General features: G+C 68.7%; 14 protein-coding genes and 1 pseudogene. 4 read left to right on the forward strand and 11 right to left on the reverse strand.

Translation table 11 applies throughout. From position 1 onward, the window contains the following. Positions 1–16 precede the first annotated feature (16 nt). The 6 genes and pseudogenes from K6K41_RS15725 to K6K41_RS15750 all read right to left on the reverse strand — a co-directional run bounded on the left by K6K41_RS15725 (position 17) and on the right by K6K41_RS15750 (position 6,253). Positions 17–514: a DUF2059 domain-containing protein gene (locus tag K6K41_RS15725; protein WP_261401304.1), complete on the reverse strand. Its 498-nt coding sequence runs from the start codon at positions 512–514 to the stop codon at positions 17–19. A gap of 231 nt (positions 515–745) precedes the next feature. Next, positions 746–2,384: pseudogene (locus K6K41_RS15730) on the reverse strand (DHA2 family efflux MFS transporter permease subunit). A 42-nt stretch (positions 2,385–2,426) separates the two neighbouring features. Beyond that, entirely contained in the window at positions 2,427–3,755 is a 1,329-nt protein-coding gene (locus K6K41_RS15735; protein WP_261401305.1) for an HlyD family secretion protein, read from the reverse strand. Between the two features lie 504 nt (positions 3,756–4,259). Beyond that, on the reverse strand, positions 4,260–4,910 hold the full coding sequence (locus tag K6K41_RS15740; protein WP_261401306.1) for a hypothetical protein: 651 nt from the start codon (positions 4,908–4,910) through the stop codon (positions 4,260–4,262). 80 nt (positions 4,911–4,990) lie between these two features. Beyond that, positions 4,991–5,704: a hypothetical protein gene (locus K6K41_RS15745; protein ID WP_261401307.1), complete on the reverse strand. Its 714-nt coding sequence runs from the start codon at positions 5,702–5,704 to the stop codon at positions 4,991–4,993. 162 nt (positions 5,705–5,866) lie between these two features. Beyond that, entirely contained in the window at positions 5,867–6,253 is a 387-nt protein-coding gene (locus K6K41_RS15750) for a DUF6476 family protein (protein ID WP_261401308.1), read from the reverse strand. Between K6K41_RS15750 and K6K41_RS15755 the strand changes: the two genes are divergently transcribed. Both K6K41_RS15755 and rpoH read left to right on the forward strand, forming a co-directional pair. Beyond that, positions 6,252–7,253, forward strand: a complete 1,002-nt coding sequence (locus K6K41_RS15755) for an RluA family pseudouridine synthase (protein ID WP_261401309.1) — start codon at positions 6,252–6,254, stop codon at positions 7,251–7,253. The two genes, K6K41_RS15750 and K6K41_RS15755, sit on opposite strands and share 2 nt — an antisense overlap. A gap of 202 nt (positions 7,254–7,455) precedes the next feature. Next, entirely contained in the window at positions 7,456–8,343 is an 888-nt protein-coding gene (gene rpoH, locus K6K41_RS15760) for an RNA polymerase sigma factor RpoH (RefSeq protein WP_261405752.1), read from the forward strand. On the opposite strand, the gene K6K41_RS15765 is transcribed toward rpoH, so the two are convergent. The 5 genes from K6K41_RS15765 to K6K41_RS15785 form a co-directional block, all read right to left on the reverse strand. Then, positions 8,237–10,255 carry a hypothetical protein gene (locus K6K41_RS15765; protein WP_261401310.1) on the reverse strand — a complete coding sequence of 673 codons (2,019 nt, stop codon included), beginning with the start codon at positions 10,253–10,255 and terminating at the stop codon, positions 8,237–8,239. The two genes, rpoH and K6K41_RS15765, sit on opposite strands and share 107 nt — an antisense overlap. Positions 10,256–10,329: 74 nt before the next feature. Next, positions 10,330–10,725, reverse strand: coding sequence for a VOC family protein (locus K6K41_RS15770; protein WP_261401311.1), 396 nt, complete (start codon positions 10,723–10,725; stop codon positions 10,330–10,332). A 47-nt stretch (positions 10,726–10,772) separates the two neighbouring features. Then, positions 10,773–11,018, reverse strand: coding sequence for a 30S ribosomal protein S21 (rpsU, locus tag K6K41_RS15775; protein ID WP_261401312.1), 246 nt, complete (start codon positions 11,016–11,018; stop codon positions 10,773–10,775). A gap of 119 nt (positions 11,019–11,137) precedes the next feature. Continuing rightward, complete coding sequence (locus tag K6K41_RS15780; RefSeq protein WP_261405753.1) at positions 11,138–11,347, reverse strand: cold-shock protein; 210 nt, start codon at positions 11,345–11,347, stop codon at positions 11,138–11,140. A gap of 260 nt (positions 11,348–11,607) precedes the next feature. Further along, a complete protein-coding gene (locus K6K41_RS15785) occupies positions 11,608–12,471 on the reverse strand; it encodes a VOC family protein (RefSeq protein ID WP_261401313.1) in 864 nt (287 codons plus the stop codon). Positions 12,472–12,692: 221 nt separating this feature from the next. Here K6K41_RS15785 and K6K41_RS15790 point away from each other — a divergent pair, with 221 nt between their 5' ends. After that, positions 12,693–13,985 carry an adenylosuccinate synthase gene (locus tag K6K41_RS15790; RefSeq protein ID WP_261401314.1) on the forward strand — a complete coding sequence of 431 codons (1,293 nt, stop codon included), beginning with the start codon at positions 12,693–12,695 and terminating at the stop codon, positions 13,983–13,985. An 81-nt stretch (positions 13,986–14,066) separates the two neighbouring features. Beyond that, positions 14,067–15,482, forward strand: a complete 1,416-nt coding sequence (locus K6K41_RS15795) for a hypothetical protein (RefSeq protein ID WP_261401315.1) — start codon at positions 14,067–14,069, stop codon at positions 15,480–15,482. Positions 15,483–15,569: the final 87 nt, after the last annotated feature.

The raw sequence follows: 15,569 nt of genomic DNA on the forward strand, positions 1-15,569 counted from the left end.
TCGCTGCAGCGCCGCCTCAGATCGGGATCTCGACGCCCTTCTTGCGCATCTTCGTGCGGAACGCCTCGTTGATCTCCGCGGTCACCATCGGCATCCGGGCGGTCGCGATCTTGACCATGTCGCCGACGATCGCCGGCATCACGGCGAGCGACTTGCGGCCCACCGGGCTGCGGTAGAATGCGACGAGCTGGCGGAGCTCCTCGGCCGTGTAGTGCCGGGCGTAGACCGCGGGCGTCTCGGCCATCAATTCGCCGGTGCGCTCGGTGACGATGCGCACATAGTCGGCGCGAAAGCCCTTCATCGCCTCCGCGCTCGCGTCCGGCAGCTGCCGGCGGATTTCGGGCTCCATGGCGGGCCAGGTGCGGGCGACGATGTCGCCCACCATGCCGTCCATCGTGGTCTCGGCCACGAGCTCGCGGGCGACCGCGAGCGCCTCGGCGTCCTGCGCCGCGGCGGGCTGCCAGAGGACCGCGGCCAGAACCGCGGCGGCGAAGACGGATCCGATCGGCTTCATCGACGAAACTCCCCGAGTGCGCTGCAACAATGAGGCGCGCTTCGGGGCCGTTCGTCCAGATCCGTAGGAACCCGTAGGCGGCTAAGGCGCGTGGGCCTGTTGATCCTCCGCCGTCATCCCGGCCGGAGAGCCGGGATCCAGAACCGATGCGTTTTCTCCAGTTCCTGCCGCGGCCTCGGTTCTGGATCCCGGGTCAAGCCCGGGATGACGCTCGTGCCGCTCCGTCCCGCCTCAATGACCCGCCGGCGCGGCGGCGCCGAGCTGCGGGCGCTTCACGAGCGGCACGAGGATCACGATCGCGACGAACAGGATCGAGAGCGCCCAGAACAGGTCGATGAAGGACATCACCAGCCCCTGGCTGCGCACCTGATTGGCGAGCTGCTTGATCGCGGCGAGCTCCGCGTCGGAGCCGAGGCGGCCCGAGAAGCTCTGCGTCATGGAGGAAAGCCGCTCCTCGCGACCTGCCGGCCCCACACCACGTGCTCGCGCAGCCGCAGCATGTGGAGGTCTTGCCGCTCGTTGAGGAAGGGGTGTTGATGAAGGCGAGCCCGAAGGCGCCGCCGAGGTTGCGCATCAGGTTGAAGAGCCCCGAGGCGTTCTTCAGCATCGGCGGCGGCATGGTGGCGAGCGACACCACGTTGATCGGCACCATGCAGAGCATGAGCGAGCAGCCGCGCAGCGCCTGCGGCACGAACAGCTCCCAGAAAGCCCAGTCGCGCGTGATCCAGGTGAGGTCCGCGCAGGAGAGCGCGAAGCCGCAGAACCCCATGGCGATGAGATAGCGGGGATCGACGCGGCGCGACAGGATCCCGACCACCGGCGCGGTGAGGAACATGAAGAGGCCGGACACGAACACGGTCTCGCCGATCTGAAGGCTGTCGTAGCCCCGCACCCGGCCGAGGAAGACCGGGTAGAGATAGGTCATGCCATAAAGGCCGATGCCCATGATGAAGGTGAGGATCGAGCCGACCGCGAAGTTGCGGTCGCGATAGACCCGCAGGTCCACCAGCGGCGTCTCGGCCGTGAAGCTGCGCCAGAAGAACAGAACCCCGCCGACGACCGCCGTGACGCTCAGCGTGCGGATGGTCGCGTCCTGGAACCAGTCGTCCTTGGCGCCTTCCTCGAGCACGTATTCGAGGCTGCCGAGAAACATCGCCATGGCGGCGAGCGCGACATAGTCGAGCTTCTTCAGGAGCGCGTAGTCGGGCTCGTCGAAGTCCACCAGCGTCCAGGCGAGCAGCGTCGCGGCCGCGCCCGGCACGATGTTGATCAGGAACAGCCAGTGCCACGACATGAGCTCGGTCAGGTACCCGCCGACCGTCGGGCCGATGGTCGGGGCGAGCGTCACGGTCAGGCCGACCACCGCCATGATCGCGGGCTGCAGGCGGCGCGGGAAGATGGTGTAGGCGGCCGCGAACGCCGTCGGGATCATGCCGCCGCCGATGAAGCCCTGCAGCGCCCGGTAGGTGATCATCTCGGGGAGCGTCGTGGCGGTGGCGCAGAGCGCGGAGGCGAGCGTGAAGCCCAAGGCCGAGATCGAGAACAGCACCCGGGTCGACATCGCGCGCGCCAGGAACCCGGAGAGCGGGATCATGATGACTTCGGCGATGAGATAGCTGGTCTGGACCCAGGAGATCTCGTCAGGGCTGGCGGAGAGGCCGGCCTGAATCTCGGCGAGCGAGGACGAGACGATCTGGATGTCCAGGATCGCCATGAACATCCCGAAGACGAGCGCGAAGAACGCGATCAGCCTGCGGGCGGTGACCTGCGGTTCGACCGGAGGGTTCCCCGCGCCCGAAGATCCGGAGGAAGAGCCGGCCGCCGGCCCTGGGGGGACACGGGCCAGATCGGCGGTCGATCGGTCGCTCATGGCGCCGCCGCTCATCTTCGGAAAATCGGACGCGGGGGTCGATCAGCGCCGCCCGGGGGAGGGCGCGGCGCTGGAGGGGGCGTCGGCGGCGCTCGTCTGCGAGCTGTCCGTCGGCGCGGTTCGGGTGTCGACCGAGGCGATCACCGAGAGGCCCGGCCGGAGGCGGCCGCGGGCGACGTCCTCGGGCGCGACGCGGATGCGCACGGGCACGCGCTGGACGATCTTGGTGAAGTTGCCGGTCGCGTTTTCGGGCGGCAGCAGCGAGAACTGCGCGCCGGAGGCCGGCGCGAGGCTGTCCACGACGCCCGTCACGTCGTGCTCCGGATAGGCGTCGACCGAGAGCCGGACCTTCGATCCGGGTTCGATCTCGCCGAGCTGGGTCTCCTTGAAGTTGGCGTCGACATAGACGCGGTCGAGCGGCACCACCGCCATCACGCGCTTGCCCGGGGTGACGTAGTCGCCCTCCTGCACGGCCTTGTTGCCCACGACCCCGTCGAAGGGCGCGCGGATCACGGTCGCGTCGAGGTCGCGCTGGCGCTGGGCGCGCGCGGTCCCGAGCTCGTCGAGCAGATGCTCGGCCTCGGCCTTCTGCGCGGCGAGGACGTCGCGGTTGGCTTCGGCGGCGGTGACGCCGGCGGTCGCGGCCTCGACCGAGGCGGCCGTGCGGGCCTTGTCGGCGGTCGCCTGGTCGAGCGCCTGCCGGCTGCCATAGGTGGACTTGGCGAGCGTCTGGGCGCGCTCGAAATCGGCCGCTGCGCGCGCGCGGTCGGCGGCCGCGCTGTCGACCTGCGCGCGCGCCTGAAGGATCTGCGCTTCTGAGGCCGCGACCTGCCGGTCGATGCGCGCGACGGTCGCCCGCTGGGTCGCGATCTTGCCGTCCGCCGCCTGAAGGGCGAGGCGGTAGTCGGCGGCGTCGAGGGTCACGAGCGGGTCGCCGGCCTTCACGCGCTGGTTCTGGGTCACCGCGACCGAAGCCACGTAGCCGGAGACCTTGGGGGCCATGGTCGCCATGTCGGCGCCCACATAGGCGTCGTCGGTCTCGACCAGGAAACGACCGTCGATCCACCAGTCGTAGCCGTAGGAGCCGGCGACCGCGAGCGCGGCGAGAAGGACAGCCGACAGCACGAGCTTTTTGGCGCGGCCGCGCTTGGGCTTCACGGCGTCGGTCGCCGGGGCGGCGTCAGGGGTCTGGACGGGGGCGCCAGGCGCCGCGGCGGGGGTTTCGGGGGCGGCGCGCGACTGCGGCTCGGCCTCGGACGTCTCCGCCTCATGCCGATCCGGCGCGACCTCCGCGGTCGTGTCCGGCGAGGAGGAAATCAGCCGCGGGCGCGGCGTCTCTTCCGTCGCCTGCGATGTCCGAGCTATCGCCACATCAAGGCTCCTGGCCCCCGCGCCGGCTTCAGGCCGGCGTCGCAGTCCACCCTTGGTTCGATCGTCCCGACGTCGCAAACGTCATTGACCGAACCGTTCGGTCAATGAGCATTTACAGCGTCGCCATGCGCTCGGCAAGGTCTGACCGAACCGTTCGGTCAATAAGTTCGCCGAGTGTAGGGCGTCAGCCTTGCCGGCTGGTTAGCGACGACGGATAAGTTTGGGTTTTCCCCGCCATCTCCGGCGCGGCGGGACGTCGCCAGAGAGGGCGACGCGAGCGCTTCCTCACGCATCGTCTGCGCCGATATCGGTGGGGACGGCGCGGCGCGCGCGAGCCAGCGGCTCAGGCGGTCGGGCGAAACGCCGGAACGTCGCGAGGCCATGCGCCCGTCGGCGCGGTGCCTCGTCCGGGCATAGGCGAGGCGGCGCCCCCAACGGAGACGCTCGCCCGTCCCCCGGGCGTCGCCTGCGGCCGGCGCGCGGCGAGCGCGCGCCGTCAGGCCCTTACTGCGTCGTCGCCGAAACGTCGAAGCCGGTGGCGTCGCCCGCAGGGTCGCCGTTCGGGTTCAGCCCGAAGGAGACGAAGTCGAAGGCCTTGAGCGTGCGCGTGAAGGTGAAGGTCTTCGTCTGGCCCGCCTTCTTCACCGTCAGGTCGCCGCCGGGGCCCGACAGGACGGGCGCGGTCTCGCCGAACGCCTCCGCGGTCACTTCCTTGCCGCCGACGAAGATCCGCGGCGAGACGCCCGTCGGGGCCGCGCCGAGCAGCCGGTAGTAGCCCGTGAACACGTAGGTTCCGGCCCGCGGCGCGCGGAACGACACGATGACGTCCTTGGCGGCGTCCTTTGGCACGAGGATGAGATCCTTGAGCGGAAGCACATAGGTCGCCGTCGCCGAGACCTTGGTGCGGCTGTTCACGCCGAGCGCGCCGAAGGCGTCGCTGAAGCAGTCGAACGCTTCGGCGCCCTCGCAATTGTCCTTGAGCCCCTCGAACGGGACCAGGCTGAGGCGGTCGGTCACGACGCCCGTGCCGTATTTCCAGATCGTGTTCGGGTTGACGTACGAGAAATCGCGGCTGGCGATGTCGCTCGGCTCCTGCGCGAAGGCCGAGGAGGAGACGAGGGCCGCGACGGCGGCGCCGATCAGGTGCTTGATCATGGAAGGGTCGGTTCCGGAGCGACTGCGCGGGGCCGGCGCGGCGGTTCGGACGCGCGCCGTCGGTTTCAGGGCGTCGGCGGCTATTGGGGCGTCACGCGCACGTCGAAACCGACGCCTCGCGCATTCGCGTAGATGTACCGGGTCGCATGCCGGACGCTGAAGAACACCTGAGCGTTCTTCTTCATCTTCAGGCTGAACTTGAAGTTTTTCGTCGCGCCGAGTTTCCGGGCGGCCGGATCCGCCGGTTCCCCGGCCAGAACGAAGCCGGTCTTTCCGAAGGCCTCCCGCGACAGGTTCTGCCCGCCGAGATAGATCAGCGGCGTGAAACCTTGATCCGCCTGATCGTCGATCAGCGCGTAATAGCCTTCGAAGGCGTAGACGCCGCTCTCCGGAGCCTTGAACCTGACGATCGTGTCGTAAGTGTCAGGGGAGGATCCGGCTCTTCGGCTCGACAGCATGGCGAGCATGTTGGGCGCAAGCACGCCGGAGTCTTCGCCAGCAACCGTCACGCTGTTGCGCCCGAGACCGACGCCGACCCGATGGAGCGGGGGAAATGGCCCGTCCCGCTTGACGGTGTAGCGCGTGTAGAACGCGTCGAAACCGTCTTCCGGATAATTCTCCTGGAACGGCAGCGGCTTGAGGCTGCTGCGGGAGCTCGCCGTCCCATAGCCGAACAGCCAGACGCCGGTCGGGTTGTCGCGAGTGAAGTCGCGCGACGCCTGGTAGCTTTGAGCAACAGCGGCGCTGCCCAAGGTGGAGACAAGCGCCATGCCGGCGAGAAGCAGACGGATCACGAGGCGGCCCTGATGAATGTTGTCACGGATCTGCTATCCGCCGACAACATCCATCAGCAATGCGTAGTTTTACGTATAATAGGGGAATTTTCCTAGTAATCTACAGGCGAATACATTAAACGAGCTAGCGAAATACCGTCTCGCGCTGTCTGCGCGTCGCTTTCATCGCATCGGCGCGGCCGCCGGACCTCCCGGGGCGACGTCGAGACGGCCTGTCTCCTTCAGCGTCGCGGCGTCGAGCACGTGGATCACGATGCGGCCGCCGTCCTCGACCGTGACCAGCAGCTTGCCGTCGCCGGCCGCCGTCGACAGCACTTTCGCGCCCGGCGTGATCGACAGATGGCCGGCGACCGGCCCCTGCGCGCCGGGGCTGGACTTGACGAGCCGATAGGCGATCACCGACATCACGGCCATGAAGCCCACGCCCATGGTGAGGGCGCCGATAAGCGTGAGCACGCGCAGACGGCGATAGACCTGCTGGATGCGGGGATCGTCGTCGTCCGCGATCTCGTCGAGCGACGGCGATTGGGAACGGGGCTGCGCCGTCATGGCTGACGAATTCCTCGAACTGGACGAGCCGGTCGACCGCCGCGTCGTGGTGGCGGAACAGGCGGACGTCGGAGAGCGGATCGACCGCTTTCTCGCGAGCCGCCTGCCGGATCTGTCGCGCGCCCGCATCCAGGCGCTGATGCGCCAGGGCGCGGTCAGCGCGGCGGGCCGGACGCTAGAAGACCCCTCGGCCAAAATCAACGCGGGCGAGATCTTCGTCGACGTGCCGCCGCCCGAACCCGCCGAGCCGGTCGGGCAGGACATTCCGCTCGAGGTCGTGTTCGAGGACGAGCAGCTCATCGTCATCGACAAGCCCGCGGGGCTCGTGGTCCATCCGGCGGCGGGCCACGCCGACGGCACGCTCGTCAACGCTCTCATCGCCCATTGCGGCAAGAGCCTGTCGGGCGTCGGCGGGGTGGCGCGGCCGGGCATCGTGCACCGGCTCGACAAGGACACCAGCGGCCTGATGGTGGTGGCCAAGACAGACGCCGCGCACAAGTCGCTCAGCGCCCAGTTCGCCGACCACGGCCGCACCGGGCCGCTCGTCCGCGCCTATCTCGCGCTCGCTTGGAGCCCGCCGGACCGGCCGCGCGGGACGATCGACGCGCCGCTCGGACGCAGCGTGAAGAACCGCGAGAAGATCGCGATCCGCCAGGACGGCCGCGAGGCCATCACCCACTGGGAGATGCTGGAGCGCTACCCGGAGGCGGGCGCGGGGCTCATCGAGTGCCGGCTCGAGACCGGGCGCACCCACCAGATCCGCGTCCATCTCGCCTCGATCGGCAGCCCGCTGCTGGGCGACGCGGTCTACGGCGCCGGCCACCGCACCAAGGCCTCGCGACTTTCCGACGCGGCGCGCGCCGCGCTCGAGGCGCTGAACCGGCAGGCGCTGCACGCGGCGACGCTCGGTTTCGCGCATCCGGTCACGGGCGAGACGCTCATGTTTGAAAGCGAGCCGCCCGCCGATCTCGCGGGATTGATTGAGGCGCTTGGAACGTAACGCAGGAAAAGATGTTAGCTTTCGTGCATGACGCTAGCGGGGCGTCATGTGAGCCATCATGCAGAGATGCAAGGCAGCCGCTCACGTAACGCTGAGCGCGCATTCCGCGAATTGCGTTATAGTGCACACAAGCGATCGGCTTACCGCGGTCGCGAACCGGGCCTGCCGCAGAAAGCCGGGGGCCTTGCCGAAGGAGGCGCGAATCATGGCGTCAGCCGCACTTCCAATTCTCGTCAGCGACGGCGGCCTTAGCCGCTACCTCGACGAAATCCGCAAATTCCCGATGCTCGAGCCGCAGGAAGAGTACATGCTCGCCAAGCGCTGGCGCGAGCATGGCGACCGCGACGCGGCGCATCGACTGGTCACATCCCACCTTCGTCTCGTGGCCAAGATCGCCATGGGCTATCGCGGCTACGGCCTGCCGATTGGCGAAGTCGTGAGCGAAGGCAATGTCGGCCTCATGCAGGCGGTCAAGCGCTTCGAGCCCGAGAAGGGCTTCCGTCTCGCGACCTACGCCATGTGGTGGATCCGCGCGTCGATCCAGGAATACATCCTGCGCTCGTGGAGCCTCGTGAAGATGGGCACCACCGCGAACCAGAAGAAGCTGTTCTTCAACCTGCGCAAGGCCAAGAGCCAGATCTCGGCCTTCGAGGAAGGCGATCTGCGCCCCGACCAGGTGAAGCAGATCGCGACAAAGCTCGGCGTCACCGAGACCGACGTCGTGGACATGAACCGTCGCCTGGGCGGCGACGCCTCGCTCAACGCGCCGCTGCGCGAAGACGAGGGCTCTTCGGAATGGCAGGACTGGCTCGTCGACGACAGCGAGAGCCAGGAGACCCGCATGGCCGACAGCCAGGAGCTCGACAACCGGCGCTCGGCGCTCGGCCAGGCGCTCCAGGTGCTGAACGACCGCGAGCGGCGCATCTTCGAGGCGCGTCGCCTCGCCGACGAGCCGCTGACGCTTGAGGAGCTCTCGGGCGAGTTCAACGTCTCCCGCGAGCGCGTGCGGCAGATCGAGGTCCGGGCCTTCGAGAAGGTTCAGGACGCGGTCCGCAAGAACGTCGCGGCGATCGAAGCCCACGCGATGTGATCGCCCGGACCCGCTTGCGGGTCCGGCGCACAAGAACAAGAACGCCCGCGCCGGATGTCTCCGCGCGGGCGTTTTCGCAATCGCCGGGGCGCTTTCCATGGGCGCTGAAAGCGCCCGCAGGCGTCACTCGCCCGCTTGAGCTTTCTTGCCCTTGCCGGGCCCTTTGCCAAGTCCCTTGCCAAGTCCTCTGCCAGGTCCCTTGCCAAGTCCGGCTTGGGTTTTTCCGGGCCCGCCCTTGGCTTTGCCCGGACCGCCGGCCGACCGCTTCGCGGCGCCGGCGCCGGCCTGTTTCGCCGCAGCCTTGTTCTGCGGCCGGTCGGAAGCCTTGGTGTCGCCGCCGGCCTTTTTGGCTTTCCCGGCGCCTTCGGCGTCGGCTCCCTTGGCCTTGGCCAAGCCGGCCTTGACCCCCAGCTTTGGCGCCCGCGCCCCCAGCCTTGGCGCCTGCGCCCGCCTTCATGTTCAGCGTCTTGGCGCCGCCGCTCTTTCCGCCCTGGCCTTTGCCGGTCTTCCCGGCCTGCCCCTGACCTTTGTTCTGGCCCTTGCCCGCGCCCTTCCCGGCGCCGCCTTTGCCCGCTCCGGCCTTTCCGGCCCCGCCTTGGCCGGCTTTCTTGCCGGCCCCGCCGGCCTTCTTGCCGGCGCCGCCCTGGCCGGCCTTCTTGCCGGCGCCCTGTCCCTTGCCGCCGCCGGACTTTGCGTCGCCTTTCCCTTCCGCCGCCTGCTCGCCTTCGGCGATGATCTGCATGGCCTTCGCCGCGCGGGCGTTGCGCTTTCGCTTCATCTCACGGAGCGTCTTCTCCTCGAGAGGATCGGGCGCGTCTTCGATGGCCTGCGCGCCGGCGTCGGTCTCGGCGGTGGCGGCGGTCGCGGCGGCCGCCTGCTGCTTGCGGTTGAGGCGCTGGATCATGCGGACCATGTCCGTCACGACCTCCTCGATCTCCGCCAGCTCCTCCTCGGAGGCCGTCGCCGGATCGAACACCTTCCTGGCGTAGTCGCGGTCGGGCGACAGCTCCTTCCAGGACGCGCCGAAGAAGCGCTGCGCGAACCGTTCGTTGCCTTCGCTGTAGTAGTCTCGAATGCGGCCGTAGAGATCCTGGTCGAGGCCCACATAAGGAGCCTCGGTCCAGCCGCGCTCCTCGAAGTGGCTCTTGAAGCGGCGGTTGATCTTCTTGTAGGCGGCAAGTTTCGAAGCGCGGATGTCGCCGATCTGCTGCAGGATCATCTGCGCCGCGAACACCGCCTTGGCGCCGGCGTTGCGGTTGCGAACCTCGGGATAGGCGAGCTCGAACTCGTCGGGCAGGCCGAGGCGCCGGGAGATGTCCTTCTCGAGGCCCGACTTGACCGCGGTTTCGAAACAGCCCGCGTCAAGCGTGAGCCGCGGATTGTCGATGATGTGCTCGAGATAGCGCCACGGATCGACCTTGCCGGTGCGCGCCGCCTCGTCGACGAACTCCTCGAACGTCATCCGCTTCACGAGCCGCTTCTGGCTCTGGACGTAGGACGAGTTCAGCGAGGACGGCTGGTCGCGCAGATAGGCGATGATCACGACCGCGTAGCCGTGCCGCTCGAAGAACGCGAGGATCCGGTCGAGGACCACGCCGTCGCGGAACGCATGCGCGAAGGATTCGCTCGTCAGCACGATGTTCTGACGGCCCTGCGACGCGATCTCTTCGAGTTCCGGCCACAGCTTGGCTGCGGGCTTCAGCTCGCCGCGCGCGTCGAGTTCGTCGACATTGGCGAAGATGCCGTGGCCGTTCATCGGCCGGCCCTTCAGCGCGGGCATCTTGGGAACGTAGAGGCCCTGTTCGGCGAACGCCTCGGCGTTGCCTTCCACGAAATGGGAGATCGTGCTGCTGCCGGTCTTGGGAGGTCCGATGTGAATAAAGCAGGTCGGACGCCCATCACGCGCAACCATCACGACGCTCCAAGTCTGTTGAGAAGTCGCCAAGCGCTAGACCGATTTTAAGGACGTGACAAGCGCGAGACAGCCTAGGCTTTGCGTCGCTCACAGAAGCGAAGGCGGTTGCCTGATGGGTCGGCGATCGTCATTTCGCGGCCCCAGGGCGCGGTTTCGACGCCGGGACGGGCGTAGGCGTAGCCCTTCGCGAGCAGGGCGTCGCGAAACGCCTCGATCCCGACGATCGGAACGAACACGACCGCGCCCGGAGAGCCGTCGCCGTGATGCTCGCTGAGGTGGAGCGTCGCGCCCGAGCGCGAGACCTGCATGTAGAGCGGCAGGTCCGGCTCGAACCGATGCTCCCAATCGAGCGCGAATCCGAGGAAGTCGAGATAGAACGCGCGGGTCCGGTCGACGTCGAACATCCGCAGCACCGGGATCGGGGCCGACAGGGAGACGGGGTCGGTCATGTCGCGATCCGTCGCCATGACCTCGACCCCACCATCTCTGGCGTCCGTCGGTTCGTCCGTCCGGATCAGCGGCGCCCGGCCGCTTTCACCTTGGGCTTGGGCATGGGCAGCAGGCCTTCCCGCTGGGCCGCCTTCCTGGCGAGCTTCCGGGCCCGACGGATCGCCTGGGCCTTTTCGCGATTGCGTCGCTCGGACGGCTTTTCGTATGCGCGGCGCTCCCGCATTTCACGGAACACGCCTTCCTTCTGCATCTTGCGCTTCAGCGCCTTGAGAGCCTGGTCGATATTGTTGTCGCGGACATGAACCAGCAATGAAATCTCCTATTTTTTGAAATCAATGAAAGACATGGCGTCAGCGCCGCTAACGGGCGGCGCAAAAACAAAAAGGCCGGGATCGCCCCGGCCTTGATGCGCGAGATGTGTGAGGCCGATCACTCGGCCTGAAGGTTCTCGGCCGCGCTCTTTCCGGAACGCTTGTCCTGCACGACCTCGAACGAGACCTTCTGACCCTCGACGAGGGTGTGCAGCCCAGAGCGCTCGACCGCGGAAATGTGGACGAACACGTCCCCGCCGCCGGTTTCCGGGGCGATGAAGCCGTAACCCTTCTGGACGTTGAAAAACTTGACCGTGCCGACCGGCATGATGAGCCCTTTCAAGGCGATAATTTTCGGCGCGGAACGCCCGCGTCGTTCAACCGAATTTGAAAGAGATCTTCAGCGTCTGTTGTCGACGCTGCAACCAGCCAGCAAAATCGATGAGAGCCATTTATTTCCTCACGGCGAGTTTTGCAAACGATAAATCCGTCTACAATTTTGGAGTCAGTCCAATTTTCCAAGGCCGTTGTGACGGTTAGGGCCGGATTGAACGCGGTTTCTGGAAAATTTGTTGCCTGGTGCTGAAGTCATCGCGCCGGTTCGCGCATGACGGCGATCGCGCCGGACGGCTCGCGGGCGAGCAACGTCTCGCTGCGCCTTTCGAACGCGACTCCCGCTGCGTCGAGCCTCGTCGCCGTCGTGGCGAGCGTCCCGGCCGGGATCGTGACCTCGAAGGAGGCGAGCCTGGCGCAATCCTCGGGAGCGGGCTTGCGTCCCCGCGACCGCCAGACATTGGCGGCCACATGATGGTGATAGCCGCCGGCGCTCATGAACAGCGCGCCCGGATAGGTGGTCATGAGCTCGAGACCGACCGCGTCGACCCAGAAGGCGCGCGCCTCGTCGAGATCGCCGACCTGGAAATGCAGATGCCCCACGGTCGTCGCCGCCGGCGCCGGCGCGTCGAGGGCTGCGTCGCGCGCAAGCTCCGCCACGAGGCCGCGCTGGTCGATCGGCTCGGTCGCCATCTTCAGCCGGCCGTCGGCGTAGGGCCATTCGGACTTCGGGCGGTCGCGATAGATCTCGATCCCGAGGCCGTCGGGGTCGTCGAGATAGATCGCCTCGCTGACGAGATGGTCGGAGGCGCCGGTGAGAAGGCCGGCGTTGGCGAGGCGCGCGAAGGCGGTGGCGAGCGCCGCGCGGTCGGGCAGCAGGAAGGCGACGTGGAAAAGGCCGGCGGCGTCCGCGGGCTTCGGCCGGGCGTCGCGGCTTTCCGTCAGCCGCAGAATCGGGCGCCCGCCTTCGCCGCCGAGCTCCACCATGTCCGCGGTCTCGCGAAGACGCCGGAGGCCGACCGCCCGCTCATAGAACCCGGCCGAGCGCGCGAGGTCGGAGACGGCGAGCTCCGCAAGCTCGAGCGAGAGGGCTGGAAGCGGCGCGGCGTCTTGAGACATCTGGGAACCTCGGGGGGACCGTTCGGACCGCAGAGATCGGGATTGGCGGCCGCCGCCGCAACGGCGAAACGGCCGACGCAAGTCTTCGCATGCAGTCTCGCCGTCGAAGCCTTGCCACTCACCCGCCGATCCTTTAGCAAGCCGCGGGAAGACCCCGGCGCTTCCCGCCGGGGTTTTTTATTGTCCGCGCCCTGAAGGGGCTGCGTGAAAGGTGAGGTCGCATGGCCAACGTCGTGGTCGTCGGCGCCCAGTGGGGCGATGAGGGCAAGGGCAAGATCGTCGACTGGCTGTCGGAGAAAGCCGACGTCGTCGTGCGCTTCCAGGGCGGCCACAACGCCGGCCACACGCTCGTCATCGGCGAGAACGTCTACAAGCTCTCGCTGCTGCCTTCGGGCGTGGTGCGGCCCGACAAGCTCTCGATCATCGGCAACGGCGTGGTGGTGGACCCGCACGCGCTGGCGAGCGAGATCGAGAAGCTGAAGGGCCAGGGCGTCGCCATCACGCCCGAGAACCTCAAGGTGGCGGACAACGCCACGCTGATCCTGTCGGTCCATCGCGAGCTCGACGCGCTGCGCGAGGGCTCCAACGAGGGCACCCGCATCGGCACCACCAAGCGCGGCATCGGCCCGGCCTATGAGGACAAGGTCGGCCGCCGCGCCATCCGCCTGCGCGACCTCGCCAATCTGCCGACGCTCGGCCCGAAGATCGACCGGCTGCTCAGCCACCACAATGCGCTGCGCCGCGGTTTCGGCCTTGAGGAGCTCACCCGCGAGTCGATCTACGAAGAACTCGCGAGCGCCGCTCCCAAGGTGCTGCCCTACGTCGAGGCGGTGTGGGAGATCCTCGACGAGCGCGTGCGCGCCGGCCAGCGCATCCTGTTCGAAGGCGCGCAGGGCGCGCTGCTCGACGTCGACCACGGCACCTATCCGTTCGTGACCTCGTCCAACACCACCGCGGGCCAGGCGGCGACGGGCTCGGGCCTCGGCCCGCGCGCGGTCGGCTACGTGCTCGGCATCGCCAAGGCCTACACCACCCGCGTCGGCGAGGGGCCGTTCCCGACCGAGCTCACCGACGAGATCGGCCGGCGCCTGGGCGAGCGCGGTCACGAGTTCGGCACCGTGACGGGCCGCCCGCGCCGTTGCGGTTGGCTCGACGCTGTGGCGTTGCGCCAGACGGCGCGCATCTCCGGCATCGACGGCATCGCGCTGACGAAGCTCGACGTGCTCGACGGGCTGTCCGAGATCAAGGTCTGCGTGGGCTACGAGCTCGACGGCCAGACCATCAACCGGCTGCCCGCGAGCCAGGGCGCGCAGTCGAGGATCCGCCCGATCTACGAGACGATCGAAGGCTGGTCGGGCACCACCGCGGGCGCCCGTTCCTGGGGCGCGCTGCCGGCGCAGGCGGTCAAATATGTCCGCCGGGTCGAGGAGCTGATCGGCTGTCCGATCACGCTCGTCTCCACTTCGCCGGAAAGGGAAGACACCATCCTCGTCGCCGATCCCTTCGAGGACTGAAGAAAAACCTTCGGGAATACCCTGACCCCCGTGGCTTTCTCGCCCTCGACGCAGAGCGGGCGCTGGCTTATGTCGTGATCTATGGCCGACTATTTCCCAGTCCTCTCGCGCGCCGTCGCGGGACTCGAGAACAACACGCCCGAAGCGCGCCGCGCCGTCTATGAACGCGCGCGGGCGGCCATCACGCGTCAGCTAAGGGCGATCGAGCCGCCGCTGTCGGAAGACGACATCGGTCGCGAGCAGTCGCAGCTCGAAGAGGCGATCCGGCGGATCGAGACGGGGGCCGGCGCGCCTGCGTCCGCCGCCGCGGCTCCCGCCGCGCCGCGCGCCCCGGCTCCGCCGCCTCGCCCCTCCGCTCCGCCGCCGCCCGCCAACGCGGCGGAGGCGCGGCCCTCCGCCTCCACCGCGCCGAAGCCCGAACCACGCCGCGAAAAGCCCGCGCCGGATGCCGCCGCCGACCGTCCGGCCCAGTCGCGCCCCTCCGTGCGCGCCGACGGGCGCCCCATCATCCAGTCCGGCGCCGCCGCGCGCGACCAGCAGGGGACGAAGCGCTCCGGGCCGATGGTCGCGATCGCGGCGCTCGCCGTCATCGCGGTCGGCGCCGGGCTGTTCGCCGCCCGCGGCCAGATCGCGGCGCTGTTCGGGGGCGGAACCCCGTCCACGCAGCAGACGGCCGAGCGTCCGCAGACGTCCGAGCCGCCCGCCGCGACGAGCGATGAGAAGGCCTCCGACCGCCTGACGCAGGACGGCGCCGAGACGCCCGCCCCGCAGGCGGAGCCGTCCGCGCCCGCGGCCCAGCCCGAGCAGGACGTCGCCCGCGCCCCCGAGCCGACCGCGCCGCCGCCGAGCGAGGCCGCGCCCGCGGCCCAGCCGGCGACGCCCGCCCAGCCGGCGCAGGAAGACGCCGGCCAGGCCGGTCCGCTGGTCGCCCAGCGCGCGGTTCTTTACGAGGAAGGGCCCAACCAGCAGTCCGGCGAGGCCTCGCAGGGCACGGTGACGTGGCGCACCGAATCGGTGAGCGGCGGCCCTGACCAGGCGCTCGAGACCGCGCTGCGCGGCGACATCGACATCCCGGGCCGCAAGCTGCGCGCGACGCTGACGATCCGCCGCAACGCCGACGCGACGCTGCCGGCGAGCCACACGATCGAGATCCAGTTCACCCTGCCGGAAGACTTCCCGAACGCGGGCATCTCCAACGTGCCGGGCGTGCTGATGAAGGCCGACGAGGCGGCCCGCGGCGCGGCGGTTTCCGGCCTGTCGGTGCGGGTGACGAGCGGCTTCTTTCTGATCGGCCTGTCGAACATGGACACCGAGCGCTCGGTGAACGAGCAGTTGCTGCGCGACCGCGGTTGGATCGACATCCCGATCCTCTACGACAACGGCCGCCGCGCCGTGCTGACGCTTGAGAAGGGCACGCCGGGCTCGCAGGCGTTCCAGGAGGCCTTTTCGGCCTGGCGCAGCGCCTCCACCTCGCCAGCGCCGCCCGCCAATCCCTGAAGCCTGGCGCCGTTTCGTCGCCTGACGATCGCGAGACGGGCGGTTCAGCCGCCATCCCGGGTCTTCGGGGACGACGGTGGAGAAGCC

Source organism: Chenggangzhangella methanolivorans, from assembly GCF_019797865.1.
Classification (GTDB): domain Bacteria; phylum Pseudomonadota; class Alphaproteobacteria; order Rhizobiales; family Methylopilaceae; genus Methylopila; species Methylopila methanolivorans.